Origin of the sequence: Methylocucumis oryzae (genome assembly GCF_000963695.1) — a bacterium.
In the GTDB taxonomy this organism is placed as follows: domain Bacteria; phylum Pseudomonadota; class Gammaproteobacteria; order Methylococcales; family Methylomonadaceae; genus Methylovulum; species Methylovulum oryzae.
Genome location: NZ_LAJX01000205.1, coordinates 1 through 15,447, shown reverse-complemented (window position 1 = coordinate 15,447; position 15,447 = coordinate 1). Strand labels below are relative to the sequence as shown.

The 15,447-nt window shown below is 43.4% G+C and carries 17 protein-coding genes and 2 pseudogenes; 9 read left to right on the top strand and 10 right to left on the bottom strand.

The window, feature by feature from the left end; genetic code table 11:
* Positions 1 to 162 precede the first annotated feature (162 nt).
* The 8 genes and pseudogenes from VZ94_RS17265 to VZ94_RS17235 form a co-directional block, all read right to left on the bottom strand.
* The gene (locus VZ94_RS17265; RefSeq protein WP_045780170.1) at positions 163 to 381 is read right to left on the bottom strand and encodes a YgaP family membrane protein; all 219 of its coding nucleotides are present in this window, start codon (positions 379 to 381) and stop codon (positions 163 to 165) included.
* A 3-nt stretch (positions 382 to 384) separates the two neighbouring features.
* A complete protein-coding gene (cydX, locus tag VZ94_RS24670; protein ID WP_045780169.1) occupies positions 385 to 519 on the bottom strand; it encodes a cytochrome bd-I oxidase subunit CydX in 135 nt (44 codons plus the stop codon).
* Between the two features lie 20 nt (positions 520 to 539).
* Positions 540 to 1,676: a cytochrome d ubiquinol oxidase subunit II gene (gene cydB / locus VZ94_RS17255; RefSeq protein ID WP_045780168.1), complete on the bottom strand. Its 1,137-nt coding sequence runs from the start codon at positions 1,674 to 1,676 to the stop codon at positions 540 to 542.
* A 17-nt stretch (positions 1,677 to 1,693) separates the two neighbouring features.
* Entirely contained in the window at positions 1,694 to 2,044 is a 351-nt protein-coding gene (locus VZ94_RS17250; RefSeq protein ID WP_204369197.1) for a hypothetical protein, read from the bottom strand.
* 160 nt (positions 2,045 to 2,204) lie between these two features.
* A pseudogene (locus VZ94_RS17245) lies at positions 2,205 to 3,760 on the bottom strand (cytochrome ubiquinol oxidase subunit I).
* Positions 3,761 to 3,778: 18 nt separating this feature from the next.
* Positions 3,779 to 3,958: a cytochrome oxidase putative small subunit CydP gene (cydP, locus tag VZ94_RS24665; protein WP_082081771.1), complete on the bottom strand. Its 180-nt coding sequence runs from the start codon at positions 3,956 to 3,958 to the stop codon at positions 3,779 to 3,781.
* Positions 3,959 to 3,970: 12 nt separating this feature from the next.
* Positions 3,971 to 5,002 carry an urease accessory protein UreH domain-containing protein gene (locus VZ94_RS17240; protein WP_045780167.1) on the bottom strand — a complete coding sequence of 344 codons (1,032 nt, stop codon included), beginning with the start codon at positions 5,000 to 5,002 and terminating at the stop codon, positions 3,971 to 3,973.
* A gap of 168 nt (positions 5,003 to 5,170) precedes the next feature.
* Positions 5,171 to 5,635, bottom strand: a complete 465-nt coding sequence (locus VZ94_RS17235; protein WP_082081770.1) for a phosphate-starvation-inducible protein PsiE — start codon at positions 5,633 to 5,635, stop codon at positions 5,171 to 5,173.
* 244 nt (positions 5,636 to 5,879) lie between these two features.
* Here VZ94_RS17235 and VZ94_RS17230 point away from each other — a divergent pair, with 244 nt between their 5' ends.
* Positions 5,880 to 6,866, top strand: a complete 987-nt coding sequence (locus VZ94_RS17230) for an L-threonylcarbamoyladenylate synthase (RefSeq protein ID WP_045780166.1) — start codon at positions 5,880 to 5,882, stop codon at positions 6,864 to 6,866.
* A 54-nt stretch (positions 6,867 to 6,920) separates the two neighbouring features.
* On the opposite strand, the gene VZ94_RS17225 is transcribed toward VZ94_RS17230, so the two are convergent.
* Positions 6,921 to 7,991: a glyceraldehyde 3-phosphate dehydrogenase NAD-binding domain-containing protein gene (locus VZ94_RS17225; RefSeq protein ID WP_045780165.1), complete on the bottom strand. Its 1,071-nt coding sequence runs from the start codon at positions 7,989 to 7,991 to the stop codon at positions 6,921 to 6,923.
* A 479-nt stretch (positions 7,992 to 8,470) separates the two neighbouring features.
* On the opposite strand from VZ94_RS17225, the gene VZ94_RS17220 reads away from it, so the two are divergent.
* The 8 genes and pseudogenes from VZ94_RS17220 to VZ94_RS17185 all read left to right on the top strand — a co-directional run bounded on the left by VZ94_RS17220 (position 8,471) and on the right by VZ94_RS17185 (position 15,261).
* The gene (locus tag VZ94_RS17220; RefSeq protein WP_045780164.1) at positions 8,471 to 8,665 is read left to right on the top strand and encodes a hypothetical protein; all 195 of its coding nucleotides are present in this window, start codon (positions 8,471 to 8,473) and stop codon (positions 8,663 to 8,665) included.
* A 178-nt stretch (positions 8,666 to 8,843) separates the two neighbouring features.
* Positions 8,844 to 9,383: a copper resistance protein NlpE gene (locus tag VZ94_RS17215; RefSeq protein WP_045780163.1), complete on the top strand. Its 540-nt coding sequence runs from the start codon at positions 8,844 to 8,846 to the stop codon at positions 9,381 to 9,383.
* Positions 9,384 to 9,440: 57 nt separating this feature from the next.
* On the top strand, positions 9,441 to 10,382 hold the full coding sequence (locus VZ94_RS17210; RefSeq protein ID WP_045780162.1) for a glycosyltransferase family 61 protein: 942 nt from the start codon (positions 9,441 to 9,443) through the stop codon (positions 10,380 to 10,382).
* Positions 10,379 to 10,660, top strand: a complete 282-nt coding sequence (locus tag VZ94_RS17205) for a hypothetical protein (protein ID WP_045780161.1) — start codon at positions 10,379 to 10,381, stop codon at positions 10,658 to 10,660. The genes VZ94_RS17210 and VZ94_RS17205 overlap by 4 nt, the downstream gene beginning before the upstream one ends.
* Before the next feature lie 259 nt (positions 10,661 to 10,919).
* Complete coding sequence (locus VZ94_RS17200) at positions 10,920 to 11,318, top strand: hypothetical protein (protein WP_052700694.1); 399 nt, start codon at positions 10,920 to 10,922, stop codon at positions 11,316 to 11,318.
* Positions 11,319 to 11,355: 37 nt separating this feature from the next.
* The gene (locus tag VZ94_RS17195) at positions 11,356 to 11,973 is read left to right on the top strand and encodes a class I SAM-dependent methyltransferase (RefSeq protein ID WP_045780160.1); all 618 of its coding nucleotides are present in this window, start codon (positions 11,356 to 11,358) and stop codon (positions 11,971 to 11,973) included.
* A 2-nt stretch (positions 11,974 to 11,975) separates the two neighbouring features.
* A complete protein-coding gene (locus tag VZ94_RS17190; protein ID WP_045780159.1) occupies positions 11,976 to 13,202 on the top strand; it encodes a glycosyltransferase family 4 protein in 1,227 nt (408 codons plus the stop codon).
* A gap of 156 nt (positions 13,203 to 13,358) precedes the next feature.
* Positions 13,359 to 15,261: pseudogene (locus VZ94_RS17185) on the top strand (ATP-binding cassette domain-containing protein).
* Between the two features lie 48 nt (positions 15,262 to 15,309).
* Here VZ94_RS17185 and VZ94_RS24660 read toward each other — a convergent pair.
* Positions 15,310 to 15,447 (bottom strand): alpha-isopropylmalate synthase regulatory domain-containing protein (locus tag VZ94_RS24660; RefSeq protein WP_131655612.1); only part of this gene is annotated, 138 nt, incomplete at its 5' end.

Here is a 15,447-nt window from a genome sequence, read left to right as displayed (position 1 = left end):
CATTACTTTTTCCTCATTGTTTAATTATTTTTTTAGAATGTTTCATCGTTCCCACGCTCTGCGTGGGAATGCACTGCAACCGCTCTGGCGGTGTGAAACGAGACGCAGAGCGTCCTGGCTACGCTCCCACGCTAGAGCGTGGGAGCGATGAACTGAATAGCCCTAACACGATGAGCAACCACTTTTTATACCGAGTTTTTTCAAAATCATTTCCAAAGGGCAAAACTGGCTAAAACCACTTTGTAATAAGTTAAAACCGACAAACGCGGTAAACCACAGCCAATAGCTACTGTGAAACACAGGGCTACCGGTTACACCTAATGCCAATGACAACAAAATAAAACTGCCGGCGACGATTCTGACAATACGCTCAGCGCTCATGGTTTACTCTCCTTTTGGTGGTTGTTTAGGTTCAATGCCGTGGCTGTCGATAGCACATACTGATTCCAACCACATAGCATTAATAATGGCAAAAGCAGCCGCAAAACCCACACCTAATATCCAAGCGAAATACCACATAAACTCTCCTAACTAATTGTTTAATAATAAGTATGTGTATCATCCAAAATCGTTTTATCCGACAAATTGCCCCAAATCACGCGATATACCCAGCGTGTATAGACTAAAACAATCGGTAAAAACACCAGCGTTATCCAAAACGCCCACGACAAGGTTAAATGGCTTGAGCTGGCATCCCATAGCGTTAAACTAGAACCAGGATCAGTAGAAGAAATCAATAAAAACGGGAACAATGCAAAACCAACGGTTAGCAAAAGTCCTGTTATGCCTAGACCGCTAAACACTAGACCCAGTAAGCGCGACTCGCCGCGTCCAGATAACCAAGCCAGAACGAAACCGGTAAAGCCTAAAATGGGTGCTAACAACATCCAAGGATAGCTAAAGAAATGCGTCAACCAGCTTGCACCGTGCGCAACCACGGTTTTATGTAACGGATTAGACGCGGCATCACCGGCTGGCATCTGAGTAATTTCCGGTCTAGCGAGTGAACATGCCCAAGCCATTACTAACACGGTAAGCACTAAAATGACTGGGCCTAGGGTATTAATCACGGTAATACAGCGCTGGTAAATGACACCTTCGCTACGGCATTTTAAAAACCAAGCGCCGTGGAAAGTGGTTAATAACAGCCCTAATACACCGCATAACAAGGCAAAAGGATGTAACAAACCCCAAAAAGTACCGTCATAAAACGGTCTTAAATCTTGGTCGAAATGAAACGGTAAGCCTAATAATAAATTGCCGACTAACACACCGAACAACACAGGCGGTAAAGTCCCTCCTAAAAACAGCCCCCAATCCCACGCGTTGCGCCAACGCTCATCGTCTATTTTTCCGCGATAATCAAAACCAGCAGGTCTAAAAAATAGCGCAAACAACACCAGTAACATCGCGACATACAAACCCGAAAATAGCGTTGCATACACCGGTGGCCAAATCGCGAAAATAGCCCCGCCGAGTAAAATCAACCATACTTGATTGCCTTCCCAAGTCGCCCCGACGCTATTAATAATCACGCGCCGCTCGGTGTCGCTTTTACCGACTATCGGCAACAACGTGCAAACACCAAAGTCAAACCCTTCAGTGAGTGCAAAGGCAATGCCAACAACGCCAATAAAAATCCACCAGATAATTCTTAATAGTTCATAATCAATCATGACTGTTCTCTCTTCGATTAATGATGCATGGCATGACCAGACACCGCATGACGCGCATGGTCGCTAAGCTGGGCATCAAAATATGCATGAATCGCATCAATTAACTCAGGCTCTCTGGCGACATAATCGAGTTGCGCACCGTTTGCTAATGCTTGGTAATTAAACTGTACCCGGCTAAATCCTGTGGTCAGTTGCACTAATCCTGGCATAGCCTCTCCATGAATTCGTTTGGGTCCTGAAAAATCACCTTTAGCAAACTTCATCGCAAGCATCGATAAATGCTGTTGAATCAGCGTGATTTGCTCACTGTCTTGTACATCTTTAGCAATCACTTGCTGACGGCCACCACTGGCATTTTTTGTGAACACATGTAAACGTTTTTGTCCAACGCAAACGGCATTACATGTGCACCGCGTTCAGCCACATCATCTAGGCGTTTAGCATCAGGTTCAGCCATGGCTGAAGCACAAGTTATCAACAAAACTAAGCTTATTAGGATTCGCATATAGTTACCTTTAACTGTTTGACTTAATGATGGGTTTCTAGGTGATAGCGTCCGGTATGTAAACTGCTGGGACCTAAGCGCACATACTTAAACATTAAGTACAGCTCTATCACAAGTAACACGGTGTAAAACAAGGCAAAACCGCTAAGACTAAACCACAATTGACCACTGCTAATGCTTGACACGCTTAAATGAGTAGGCAGTACACCGGCTATAGTCCACGGCTGCCGACCATATTCAGCGACAAACCAACCGGTTTCTGCGGCAATCCACGGTAAAGGGATAGACCATACCGCTAAACGCATTAACCAACGTTTTTGATCGGCAACGCGGGTGGCACAGTAATAAAACGACATCGCAAAAATAAATAGCATGGTAAAGCCACACGCCACCATGATTCTAAAACGTCCAGAACAACGGCGCGACTTTAGGAACTGTATCGTTAGCCGCTTGTTGAATCATCGCTTCATCGGCATCGACGACATTTTCAGAATATTTTTTGAGTAATAAGCCATAGCCTAAATCGTGTTTATGCTCATTAAACGTTGCTAGCGTAGTTTCACTCGCTTCACCCTTTTTAAGCTTTTGTAACTCATCATAAGCAATAATGCCGCTACGAACCCGTTGCTCACTTTCTTGGCGCAGTTCTTTAATCCCTTTTACTGGCTCATCGATAGAACGCGTAGCGATAAGTCCTAACACATAAGGGATTTTAAGCGCGAAATCGGTGCGCTGATTGGCTTGATCGGGAAAGCCAATCACGGTGAAACTAGCCGGTGCCGGTTCTGTTTCCCATTCGGCTTCAATCGCCGCTAACTTGATTTTTTGCGTTTCGCCTTCGGTATAACCGCTTTCATCGCCTAACACGATAACCGATAAAATCGATGCTAAACCAAAACGCTGACGCGATAGAAAAAGAGCGACGGGCAAAACCTATATCGCGCTTATTCAATAAAAACCAGGAGCTAATACCAAGAACAAACATAGAACCGGTGACATAGCCTGCTGCGACGGTATGCACGAATTTCACTTGCGCGACGGGGTTAAAAATAACATCAGCAAAACTGGTCATTTCCATGCGCAAGGTTTCAAAATTAAATTCAGCACCTACGGGATATTGCATCCAGCCATTCGCGATTAAAATCCACAGCGCTGAAACATTAGTGCCAATCGCTAATAACCACGTCACGACTAAATGTTGGACTTTAGTCAGCTTATCCCAACCAAAAAAGAACAATCCGACAAATGTCGATTCAAGAAAAAACGCCATCCAACCTTCACTGGCCAATAAAGGACCAAAGATGTCACCGACATAATGCGAGTAATACGCCCAATTAGTACCGAATTGAAATTCCAATGTAATACCGGTAGTAACACCCATGGCAAAGTTGATACCAAATAACTTGCCCCAGTATTTTGTCATGTCCTTATAGACTTCTTTACCGGTCATGACATAAACCGATTCCATAATGCCTAAAATAAACGTCATCCCTAGTGTTAACGGGACAAATAGAAAGTGATATAGCGCTGTCAGGCCGAATTGCAGCCTAGATAGCATCACAATATCATCGCCAATCATGGGTAAGCTCCTGTTGAGTTATTGAATGGGTTTTTTGAGTGTTGGCGCCAACAGATGTTTGGCGATGTCCGGTTGAACCGTAGGGCGATCTGACACACGAAAGATAAGCCACCAGAGTCCAAACAGCAGAACAATTTTTAATGTCAGTGCCAAGCCGATTTCCCAAGACAATGACAGACGGAACCAATTAAACTTCATGCGTAAAACCTCTCAGTGGTCAAACGATTGCATCATCGAAGTTGACCCTACCTTGTGCTGGCTGGATATTCGATTTAAACCGTGGCTCATCATCATGCCTCCCATGATTAAAACCAATAAGCCCGAAACCTTTACCAGTTGCCGCATCCATGTTATGGGAATTGCACTGGCAAACACGCCAAAACCAAGGAGAGGACCAAGTGTCCCCAGGCTGAACAAAAATAAACTTTTTGCGCCTTGTAAAGGGTCAGCCGTACCTGCGGCTAGCACATACATAGCTTGTAATGGGCCGCAACCTAATAACAAACCGGTTAATAATCCGGTTGCTAATGGACTTTTGTGTTTTTTGACTAACCCCGTCACCTGTTGATTAGTGTTACGAGGTAGCCGCAATGTTAGCCTCCTTAACAGCGAAAATACGTTTAACATCTTCAAGCCATATAAGATTAAGAACGCACCGGCTAATATTTGTACGCTACCGCGCATCAAAGGGGTAATCGCAATAACAGCACCGACAAACCCAAAGACTGCGCCAAAAAAAGCATAGGACAGTGTCTTGCCAAAACCATAATATAAATGTGCTAATAACTGGCGTAACCGGGTTTGTCTAGTATCGGTATAAGCAACAACAAACCCGCCACACATCCCAATGCAATGAAATCCGGTTAGAAAACCTACGAGCAGCACCATCGTATCGGTCATGTTCGCATCAACCGCTGTCATAATGCCTGGCATTTGCGCTTTGCCCCAAAGTGCAATACCGGCAACTATTCCTAGTAGCAGCAAGAAAACCAATGATTTTGTGACGACGTCAATCAAGCGAGATCGGTGTTTAATGATTGAATAACCTTTTGCTTCAATCACCTTGCTGATGTCTGCTAAATCAATCACTGAATCATCAAATTTCAGCCACACTTCTTGCTTGATATAATCCGCCGTAACCGTTAACACCCCCGGTAAGGCACTGACGGACTCGATAATCGTTTGCTCACATCCCCTACAAACCATATGTTCGACAGTTAAATGCAAATTACGCATAGCCATTGCCCCTTCTCTTGTCTTGGATTATTTAGGCTACACACTTAAGATGGGACAGGGCGTTTAGGTCGACAGAAAACCGCTCCTCGGCAACTGCTCCTGCGGTGCCCTACTATACGCCATCCCTGGCGTTATGCGGTCTGAATGACCTGTTCCGTTTTAAGTTGGTAGCCATTATTTAGAACTCGGTAACGACGAGGTTCTAATGAGTAATGTCGATAATGCAAGCAGCACGATAGCACCCGATACCCATAACAAATTTAAACTCTCTTGATGGTGTGCTTGTACGTCAGCGATTAATAACCGCGATAGCGCTGTTATGGCGACGAAAATTAGACAACGTACTGGCATAGCACTGGTTTTAAAATAAATCCCCACCATTGCGCCTAACTCTAAGTATATGAAAAGCAATAAAATATCGCTAATCGTTGCATGACCATGTACCACCATTCCCCAATAAGCAATCACAGCTGACCATACAATGCTGGCGCCAATAACAAACAAGGCTAGGTAATGAAACACTTCAAACAGAATATGGTCTAACTCATCCGCATACGCTTTACCTAGCTGTATGTGCGAGCGTATTTGTGCTATAGCTGTAGGCTCGGGTAATTCATGTTGGGATTGATGGTGTAGCATTGTTAACCTAAGTATTAGCAATATCTGAATTACTTATTAACAAATCTTATGCCAACTTTATTCGCTTAAGCCACTATCATGTTTAGCGCGTCATTTGCGAAAATTCAGTTCAGCAATAACGTATCATTGTGAAACGATTGAAACATTACAGATACATTATGAAACAAACATGAAACGCTTGTGGTGATTGCTATCTTGTTAAATCCAAGGATAATAAACAGCTTTTTGATTTGAGAACACGCCAATGCAAATAGTCGATGCGGCTGTAGAAGCTGCGATTTCAGCGGCAGTCACCGCGTTAAAAGCTGGACAACTCGTCGCGTTTCCGACCGAAACAGTCTATGGACTAGGGGCAGATGCCTCCAATCCTGAAGCGGTTAAGCGGATTTTTCAAGCGAAAGGCAGGCCCTCTGAGCATCCGCTCATCGTTCATATCGGTCAGCTTAGCGAGCTATACGATTGGGCCTTAACAGTACCCGACATGGCGTTACGTTTAGCCGAAGCATTTTGGCCAGGCCCATTAGCGATGATTCTGCCTAAGCGTGATAACGTGCCTAATGAAGTTACAGGTGGTCAAACGACAGTCGGCTTGCGTATGCCTAATCATCCTGTGGCATTGCGCTTACTTCATGCTTTTGGCGCGGGTATTGCCGCACCTTCGGCTAATCGCTTTTGCCGGATTAGTCCTACGCGCGCCGCTCATGTTGCCGAAGAATTAGGTGCGTCGGTTGAGTTAATTTTAGACGGTGGTGCTTGTACGGTAGGCGTGGAATCAACGATTATTGACTTATCCAGTCAGCAGCCGCGCTTATTACGGCCTGGGCAATTAGCCGTAGATGCTATTGAAGCTGTTTTAGGTTGTCGCTTAATCTTACCTAATGTTGATAGCTATAACGAAATGCGCGCACCAGGTTTATTAGCACTACATTATGCACCTAACACGCGAGCGCTGTTATGTCCTAGCAATGAGTTGAACGCGTTATTAGTCCATTTAAAAGCACAAGGCCAACGTATTGGCGTCATGTCGTTGGCCACAACACGCGTTGACGCTATTTATGATGAGATAATACCCATGCCTGTGAAGGCTGACGATTATGCGCGAGAGTTATATACATCGTTACGCAGCTTAGATAATAACCAGTTAGACCTAATCATCATTGAACAGCCACCGACTAGCGTTGAGTGGATGGCTGTGAATGATCGCTTGGGTAAAGCGGTGGGAAGCGAATAACGTTAATTTAAATGGGCAGTGTACTAGGCGCTCTTTAACGATATAAGCCAAGGGTTAGCTATTTCTAGCACAAGAATGCTTTTCCTTAGCACTGCTTAATACGCCTAAGATGTCTAACACACGACAACAATACGCCCATTCATTGTCATGCATCAGTGACAATCCCAGTTGACAACCATGAGCTGTTAGATACTGCATTAAAATGACCGCCGAATAAGGCGTTTTTAAATAATCAATACTCACCTTTTGGTGTCCGAAACTGCCGTAATCACAGGATATGATGCCGTTTAAACTGTTTTGGGCGTAGTGATTAAATAAATCGCTGCATTCTTCAATCGTGGTATTTCTAGCTAGCCTGGCGCTTATGTCCATCGCTGAAACTATGCAGTTAGGTACGCGATAAGAAAAAGAATCAATTTTGCCGGTTAATGCGGGAATAACCAATGTTGTTGAATGACCGACATTGGTGCTAGTAGGTATTATTGACTCATTAAAGGTTCGCCCGTATTGCGGGTTTACATGATAGCCATCCAATACTTTTTGGTCAGACAGCGTAGGGTGAATAGTAATCACTCTCGCATAATCAATGCCTATATGTTGCTCTAAAATATGAAAAATAGGCGTTAATGCATTGCCAGTGCAGGTACTTGAGCAAATCACATCGTGTTTTGTCGGGTCGTATTGGTCGTTGTTAACGCCGTATACCAAGCTAATATCTAAGCCTGTGACATTCCAAGTGCACAAAGTCTTTTTGGCAATATTTTGACGAATAATAGTCCGAAAATCGTCATTCGTTGCCGTGCCGGTCGCATCAAACAATACATCAAGCTCAAATTCGCGTAAGTCACCTAATCCTGCGTCTTGTGGATTGCCACGTCGTCGGTCTACCCGCTGATATTTGATAGGTTTTCCATCTACGATTAAATGCTCACCATCAATCGTTATAGAAAAGGGTGGATTACCATACGTGCTATCATGAGATAACAAGTAAGCCACTTGATTAATAGGCATTACGTCGCAAACCACCTTAATATCAAACCGTCCGCCGACGGCTTGAGTAAAATTGTTGCGTAAAACTCCTCTGCCTATCCTGCCTAAGCCAACTATGCCAACACCAAAATTCATTGTATTGCTCCGTTGATTGTATTTGTCTCAACCGTTTTATCTCGCAAATCTATTTTTACACTTAAAGCCGTCCTCCTCATGCCACTGTCATTAAGCTTAGAGAATAAATCAATAAAAGCTATCTGATGTGCAGGTATTTTCAGCCAACACAACAAAATACTATCGCAAAGACGGTGAGTTTCATGCTCAGCTCATATAGACCAAAAAAACAACTAATATTAAAAGTTAATAATGAGCTATTTAGCTAAATAAAACGGTGACGACCGATTGTAAGCTGATATAGACATTTGTGCAAAATGTGAAGACTACACGATGGGGCTTAAATACGATGGGTATTAATTCTCTTGGCTTCCCGGTAATAGTGCCTATTTTTTTACATAGTGTTTCGCCATACTAAACACAACTCTAAAAATCGGGCATTAAACTTGCTGATTATTAGTAACCGTCAATAAATTGTCACTCACTTACCGGAGACTGTCATGAACACATTAAAACCAACTATGGATAGAGCTGAATTTATCGAGTTATTAAGCGCAGAATTCACCCATACCAAAGGCTACGGCGTCTATGCTTTTTTATCGTTTAGCGAGATTGAAAACGCATACCATCATTATTTAAACAGCGCAGAGCGACCTAATGTATTCGTTCGTTTATATGTTAAAAGCCTTAACTAAGCTAGGTTTTCCGTTGTTTTAGGTTTTAAACTTAACAACATCGTGTATTGCTGCGTTTTTTACGTCATTAAGGTTGACATCATTAAGGTTGACGTCATTAAGATTACTGGTAACCTTGCTCAAGATATATAATTAAAACCATAAAAGATTTACCGATACTATCTTGGAGGATATTGTTATGTTTGCAGCAAGAAATCAATTAAAACAACAACTTTTGTTTATTTTATCCAGTGCATTACTGACCGCTAGCTCGCTAGCCCTCGCGGTCTCAGACATGGAAATGCAAGAACGCATGTTAAAAGCGCGTGAGAAAACTACCATGCAGCATGAGGAGCATTCAGCACATATGAATTCTGCCAATAAAGAGCAAGAAGAATTTCATGGTGTGTTTTATGGCTTCTTGCCTTGCCCTGACGGGTGTAATGGCATTAAAACCACGCTATCATTAAAACAAAAAAATATTTATTTATTAGTCACACAAGAAGCCAAAGATTCATCAAGAGAATTTTTTGAGAAAGGTAAATACACCTGGGATGATGAAAACAAAATTGTCATCTTAATGCCGCGTAAAGATGGGGTGGCCAAAAAACTTCATATCGAAGACGATGGCACGTTAATTCAGCTAGGTAACGATGGCACGCGTATTACCACCGATGCTGACCGTTATATTTTGCGTAGAAGCGATACGGTAAAATCACGACAAGTGCATATTCACTAACTTGCCATTAATACTAACACCGGTTTAAAACCCAAAGACCGGTGTTTGATAGCACTTATGAAATTACACGATGTTTTATTCTATGTTCGTTCCAAACACCTACAAAAAACCCAGCCCAAGTTATTACGGCTGCAACACGTCTTCTGTCAGCCATTAACACCTGTTAACGCCAACCATTTTCAGTTCACCGGCGGCTTATACTCGTCACAAGGGCACTATATTGCAGAATCTGGCTTGACCACTAGCGGTCAAGTCATTGTCAGCGGAGACACGCTACCCAGCACTGAAGCAACGGTTTTACCCGGTAAAAGCCTTTATTTAGGCATCTGCCATTATCATTTTGGGCATTTTTTAGTTGAGACGCTGTCCAGACTGTGGTTCTTGCATAAAACAGATATTACACAGTTTGACCATATTCTATTACTACCGTTAAACAACCATATTCCCGCGTTTGTTTATGAATTATTTCAGCTTCTAGGCATTGCTGATCGTATCATCAGCCTTAATAAGCTAGTTCAGTTAGAAACTGTTTATTTACCTGCACCTGCCCTGGAATATCCGTCATTAGTCTTTCAAGCGATTAATCGTATACAACACCTATTCGTCACTCAAAATCCAACCAATTCATCTAAGCAAGCGCTATTTTTATCGAGAACGCAACTAACACCCGGACATCATCGGACTATTATTGGCGAACATCGCTTAGAACAGTGCTTGCGCGAGCAAGGTATTAAGATTTTTTACCCTGAACAGCATTCCATCGAAGAGCAAATACAGACTTTAGCCACTCATAAAACGATTATTGGCTTTGCCGGTAGCGCCTTGCACACATTAATTTTAGCAGGTGGACAGAAAAATATTATTGCTTATAGTGCCAGACCTATTCCTAACGTTTTTAAATTGATAGATAAAGCGCTCGATAATCATGCGCTATACTTAAATGCTGCCCGCGATAGCCAAAGTTGCGTTAATTATCCCGTAGGTTTCAAACCCCAGTGATTAATACCGATTCGGTGTTAGCGACATTGAAACAGCAAGGGGTAATTCAGCCATTTACGCAAAAAGCTCAAGACCCAAACACAGCCGACCACGAATTAGCTCAATATAATACAGCTTTATTACTACGAAGAATTCTTGAGCTAAGCCAAGCCGCAAGCGCTAGAGAATGTATCGAAGAAATTGACTTATTTAAGCAAAACTATGCGCTTGATAAACCTATGTTAATAAAAGCGTGTCGCGAGAGTGAGTTGTTTAGGCAATATTTCTCCGCCGAGTAATAACGCATCCTTCTGTTTATATCGCGGTAAACACAGTGGCGCTAAAATGTCTTTCGGTTGACCAAAAATCACGTTTACCGCCATCCGCGAACAAATATAAGCAGAATCTATGCTATAGTTTTGCTTATTGTACATTTTCCATAAGAGGTCATTATGGCCTTAGCCCAAGAAGACATTGAACAAATTCAACGCTTAATTCAATCCACGTTGCTAGCAACGCCAGAATTCAACTACACAAAACGTTCGTTATGAGCTAGATTTGCGTGAGCGCACCATTCGTATCGAAGAGGAATTAAAACACCAGCGCGAGCTAATGGCAGAAGGCTTTAAGCAAATGGAAAAGCGTTTTGAACAAGTTGACAAGCGTTTTGAACAGATTGACAAGCGCTTTGAGCTAGTTGAGAAACGCTTAGATTTAATGGAAAAACGCTTGGAACAAGTCGATAAGCGCTTAGACTTATTAGAACAACGTTTAGACTTAATGGAAAATCGCTTTGAGCAAGTTGATAAGCGCTTCGAACAAATTGATAAACGCTTTGAACAAGTTGATAAACGCTTTGAGCAGTTAACCTCGCGAATTGACCATTTTATGGTATGGTCGTTTGCGACAACCATCACAGTAGGTGGCTTAGTTATCGCGTTGATTAAGCTCATTTAAGATTTAGCAATAACCTCTTTAACACAAGGACACAGCAATGAATCCAAAAACCGTATTGCATGTCGGCTGCGGCTACCCTAATCCGCTAAAATTGCATAAAGCCTTTCGTAATAATGATTGGAAAGAAATTCGACTAGACATTGACGCCAATGCACAACCAGATGTTATCGCCGATATGCGCGATTTGTCGGCCATTGAAGCAGGTTCAATAGATGCCTTATGGTCATCACATAATGTCGAGCACCTTTATCCGCACGATGTTATCCCAACGCTAACAGGTTTTCGCCGTATCCTTAAACCAGACGGTATTGCTTTAATTACGTTGCCTGACTTACAAGAAATCGCACGGTTAATTGCCGATGATAAATTAGATGAGCCTGCTTACACCTCGCCAGCCGGCCCTATAGCGCCTTTAGACATGTTATATGGCTTTAGACCCGCAATGGCGCAAGGTAACTTATTCATGGCGCATCGCACCGGCTTTACCGCCAAAACTTTGGCGCAATCTATTTTGCGCGCAGGCTTTGCTACCGTAACCGTACAACGGGAGCGTAATGCATTTAACCTATGGGCGATTGGTTTTTGTGCTGAACCTAGTACCGAGCAACTCGCTCTTGCACAAGCGGCAATGTTTCCACTACCCGTCAAATCATAACCATGCGTTTGCTTTTTGTTCATCAAAATTTCCCTGGCCAATTTAAACATTTAGCGCCTACGTTAGCCCAAAATCCTAAACACGAAGTCGTTGCGATGATGATTAACGACCATGCTGTTGATAAAAGCATACGCGTTGTCCGCTATAAACCAGCACGCGGCTCAACGCCGAATATTCATCCTTGGGTTGCCGATATAGAAACGCAAACAATACGCGCTGAAGCAGCCTTTAGAACTGCGTTAAAGCTTAAGCAAGACGGCTTCACACCCGATGTGATTATCGCTCATCCGGGTTGGGGCGAGTCGATGTTTCTTAAAGATGTTTGGCCTAATGCTGTTCTCGCTATGTATTGCGAGTTTTTTTACCATGCAGAAGGCTATGATGTGGGCTTTGACCCAGAATTTCACACCACAGACCCCGGCGGCATTTGCCGTTTACGCTTAAAAAACATCAACAATTTAATTCATTTCCAAATTGTCGATGCGGGCATCTCGCCGACGTATTGGCAAGCCAGCTCATTCCCGGAGCCGTTTAGAAGCAAAATTTCGGTTATCCATGATGGGATAGACACAACAGCAATTAAACCGAATCCCGAGGTTTTCTTAACCTTAAACGGGCAAAAAACGCTGACCAAACAAGACGAAGTCATTACCTTTGTTAACCGAAATTTAGAGCCTTATCGCGGTTATCATATTTTCATGCGCGCATTGCCTGAGATATTAAAACAACGCCCAAATGCCCATGTGGTTCTAGTCGGCGGTAATGACGTCAGCTATGGCAGTAAAGCCCCTAACGGCCAAAAATGGCGTGATATTTTTCTCAACGAAGTCAAAGATAACCTGGATTTAAGCCGGGTTCATTTTGTTGGTTATATTGCTTATCAACATTTTATTCCCTTATTACAACTATCCACAGTGCATGTTTATTTAACCTATCCCTTTGTTTTATCATGGAGCTTACTCGAAGCTATGAGCGCCGGTTGTGCCATTGTCGCAAGCAATACACCGCCTTTACTGGAAGCCATAAAACACAATGAAACGGGACGCTTAGTCGATTTCTTCGACGCAGCCCATTTAGCCAACACCGTGATCGATTTATTAGCTCATCCTGAAGAACGTACTCGTTTAGGTCAACAAGCGCGCGCGTTTGCCGTCGAAAATTATGATTTAACCAGCGTTTGCTTACCCAAACAACTCGCCTGGGCAGAACAACTCGGGCTACACGCTTAAGACGAGGCAGGGTGTTTAGAGCGCAGGTGTCGGCAGCAGGGATGCTGCCGCCAAGCCTACAGGGACGTATTTACGGCGTCCTGCGGTCTGAATGACCTGTCTCGTCTTAAGTTGATAACCAACACTCGCACAACTTAAACCCATTTAAGCACCATAATGTTGAATTTCAGAAATATCGCGTTACGACGCGGTGCTAGAGTTTTGTTTGCAAACTCAAGCTTTACCATACACAAAGGCGAAAAAGTTGGCTTTACTGGTGCCAATGGCGTTGGTAAATCCAGTTTTTTTGCCCTGATCCGCGATGAACTGCATGTTGATGAAGGTGAGTTTTCCATGCCACCTAATCTAAGCCTGGCGCACGTCATGCAGGAAACGCCTGCTGTGAATTGCAGCGCATTAGATTATGTTTTAGATGGTGATCGCGAACTGAGAGACTGGCAACAACGCGCGCAACAAGCCGAGCTTGCCAACGACGGCGTAAAACTCGCCAACTGCCATGCCCACTTAGACTTAATCGGTGGTTATAGCGCAGACGCTAAAGCAGCTAGGTTGATGCATGGTCTAGGATTTACAGCCGGTCAGGAGCAACGCCCAGTGACGTCGTTTTCCGGCGGCTGGCGTATGCGGTTAAATTTAGCACAAGCTTTAATGTGCCGGTCGGATTTGTTACTGCTAGACGAACCTACCAACCATTTAGATTTAGATGCTGTTATCTGGCTGCAAGATTGGTTATGTAAGTACCCTGGTACGCTATTATTGATTTCGCATGACCGTGATTTTTTAGACACTATTACTGACCATATCGTCCATATCGAACAAGGCAAAGCCGAGTTATACACGGGCAATTATTCAGCATTTGAACGTATGCGCGCAGAAAAACTGGCCCAACAACAAGCCGCTTTTCAAAAACAACAACGTGAAGTTGCGCATATACAAAGCTTTATTAATCGCTTTAAAGCACAAGCGACCAAAGCCCGGCAAGCACAAAGTCGTATCAAAGCCTTAGAGCGTATGGAGCTTATCGCCGCTGCTCATGTCGATTCACCGTTTAATTTTGCGTTTAAAAATCCAGGTCGATTACCGAATCCATTATTACGCTTAGAACATGCGCAACTCGGTTATACCGACCAACTCATTATCAAACAAGCTAACTTAAGCATTGTGCCTGGTGACCGAATTGGTCTATTAGGGCCGAATGGCGCAGGCAAATCAACGCTGATAAAAGCGCTTGCTGGTACATTACCGCCGATTAAAGGTGTGCTACAAACCGCAGAAGCGTTAAAAATCGGTTATTTTGCCCAGCACCAATTAGAACAACTGCGCATGGACGAAAGTCCGTTATGGCATTTACAACAACTGGATAAACAAGCAACGGAAAAAAGACTTGCGTAATTTCTTAGGTGGCTTCGACTTCCAAGGCGACAAAGTCTTAGAGGCTGTCGAGCCGTTTTCCGGGGGTGAAAAAGCCCGTTTAGTCTTAGCTTTATTGGTTTATCAAAACCCTAACTTGCTATTATTAGACGAGCCGACTAACCATTTAGATTTAGAAATGCGTCATGCCTTAAGCTTAGCGCTACAAGACTATCAAGGCGCTATCGTTGTCGTATCGCATGACCGGCATTTACTGCGCTCGGTCACCGATAAATTTTTATTAGTCAGTAACGGTTGCGTACAACATTTTGACGGTGATTTAGACGATTATAAAAACCGGCTAAACGAACAGAAAAAAACTGACGATAAAACAGAATCTGTTTCAACTACGCCTAACGTATCCCGCAAAGACCAACGTAAATTAGACGCCGAACGCCGACAAAAACTAAAACCGTATTACGATGCGGTAAAAAAAGCAGAACAAGCGGTAGAAGAGTGTCACCGCGAACAAAAGCAGCTAGAAGAGCAACTCGCAGACCCCAACCTTTACAGCGACAATGAGAAAAATACCCTAAAGGCGTTATTAGAACGTAAAACCAACGTCGATAAAGCGCTTAATGAAGCAGAAACTGCTTGGTTGGATGCCGAGCAACTATTATCAGAAATACTAGAAAACGAGGCAGGCTAGCTGCTCTAGGAGATGTAACGCCACGTCGTTAGACGTGGCGTCAGTCAATTAAACTTCAGTCTTTTGAGGATGTTGCCGTTGATCAGGTGATTGCAGTTTATTCACCGCATTGATGTATGCTTTAGCCGAAGCGATAACAATATCGGTATCCGCACCTAAGCCATTCACAATACGGCCTGATTTTTC